General features: G+C 60.6%; 2 protein-coding genes. Both read right to left on the bottom strand.

The genetic code is table 11. The features are described from left to right. Nucleotides 1-68: 68 nt before the first annotated feature. On the bottom strand, nt 69-1,460 hold the full coding sequence (locus O9K64_RS23305) for a cbb3-type cytochrome c oxidase subunit I (protein WP_275100516.1): 1,392 nt from the start codon (nt 1,458-1,460) through the stop codon (nt 69-71). A gap of 15 nt (nt 1,461-1,475) precedes the next feature. Then, on the bottom strand, nt 1,476-1,923 hold a 448-nt coding region (locus O9K64_RS23310), incomplete at its 5' end, for a c-type cytochrome (RefSeq protein WP_275100517.1).

The following is a 1,923-nucleotide window of genomic DNA, read 5'->3' on the forward strand; positions in this document are numbered from 1 at the left end:
ACAAAAAAAAGGCCGGCTCCAGGAGCCGGCCTCAAGGCTGGAGGGGGGAACCCTCCGGAGGATGTCACTTAGGCGTCGGCGACGACCGCCTCCGGCTCGTCCTGGCCGATGAAGAAGCTGGCGATGTAGACCACCAGGCCGATCAGGAACATCACGCCCGCTATCTCACGCAACCAGTAGAACAGCGCGATCTGGTCCTGCACCGCCATGAACGGCTGGGCATTTTCCGCCACCCGCTGCAGATAGACCTGCAGGATGCCGGCGCCGGTGAGGAACAGGGTGATGAAGACGATGGCAATGGTCATCAGCCAGAACGACCACATCTCCAGCACCTGCTGCTTGTTGCTGTTGGCCGCGGTACGGCCGCGCAGCAGCGGCATGGCATAGGAGATCATGGTCAGGCTGATCATCACATAGGCGCCGTAGAAGGCCATGTGGCCGTGCGCCGCGGTGATCTGCGAGCCGTGGGTGAAGTAGTTCACCGGCGACAGGGTGTGCAGGAAGCCCCACACGCCGGCACCCAGGAAGGCCATCACCGCGGTGCCCAGCGCCCACAGGGTGGCCGCCTTGTTGGGGTGGTTGCGGCGCCGCTTGTTGACCATGTTGAAGGCAAACACCGTCATCATGAAGAACGGAATCGGCTCCATGGCGGAGAACACCGAACCCCACCACTGCCAGTACTCGGGGGTACCGATCCAGAAGTAGTGATGGCCGGTACCGACGATACCGGTGATCAGGGTCATGGCGATGATGATGTAGAGCCACTTCTCGATCACCTCGCGGTCCACGCCGGTCACCTTGATCAGCACGAAGGCGAGGATGGAACCGAGGATCAGCTCCCACACGCCCTCCACCCACAGATGCACCGTCCACCACCAGAACATCTTGTCCAGCACCACGTTGACCGGGTTGTAGAAGGCGAACAGGAAGAACACCGCCAGGCCCACCAGGCCCATCAGCATCACCAGGTTGATCACGGTCTTGCGACCCTTGAGGATGGTCATGCCGATGTTGAACAGGAAGGCCAGGGCCACCACCACGATACCGAGCTTGACGATAGTCGGCTGTTCCAGGAACTCGCGTCCCATGGTGGGCAGCAGGGCGTTGCCGGTCAGGTCGGCCAGGGTCGAGTAGGGCACCAGCAGGTAACCGGCGACGGTCAGGGCCGCGGCCACCAGGAAGATCCAGAACATCAGGGTGGCGAGCAGGGGGCTGAACAGCTCCGTCTCGGCCTCTTCCGGAACCAGGTAGTAGGCGGCGCCCATAAAGGCCATCAGCAGCCAGACGATCAGGGCGTTGGTGTGGACCATGCGGGCCACGTTGAACGGGATATAGGGAAACAGGAAGTCCCCGATCACATACTGCAGGCCGATGATCAGACCAAACAGGATCTGCGCGGCGAACAGGGCGATGGCGGCCGTGAAGTAGAGCTTGGCGACCGATTGAGATTGATATGTCATGGTTAAAACTCCCCCTTAACCCTGAATGTTTGGCGGCCAGTTGGCGCTGTTGATCTCGGAGACATACTTCAGGAACTCGGCGATGGCATCGAGCTCGTCATCGCTGAAGTTGAACTGAGGCATGCTGCGGCGACCGGGAATGCCGTTGGCGGGACGGCTCTTGATAAAGCCGATGATGCCGTCCTTGGAGTTGCCGAAGCGCTGGTAGATGTTGGCCAGTTCGGGTGCGAAGTAGGCACCCTCGCCGAGCAGCGTGTGACAGCCGATGCAGTTGTTCTCTTCCCAGAGCATCTTGCCTTTGGCAATCTGTCCGCCAACCGGCCCATCCAGTGCGGCACGGTTGTCGCGATTGGGCAGTTGGCCGACCGAGTCAAAGGTCAGCGCCAGGAAAAGGAGGAAGAAAAACGCGGTTCCACCATAAAAGATGTTCCGCGCCATGGTTTTTGTGAAGGCCTGGGCCATT

The organism is Sedimenticola hydrogenitrophicus (assembly GCF_029017505.1).
Classification (GTDB): Bacteria; Pseudomonadota; Gammaproteobacteria; order Chromatiales; family Chromatiaceae; genus Sedimenticola; species Sedimenticola hydrogenitrophicus_A.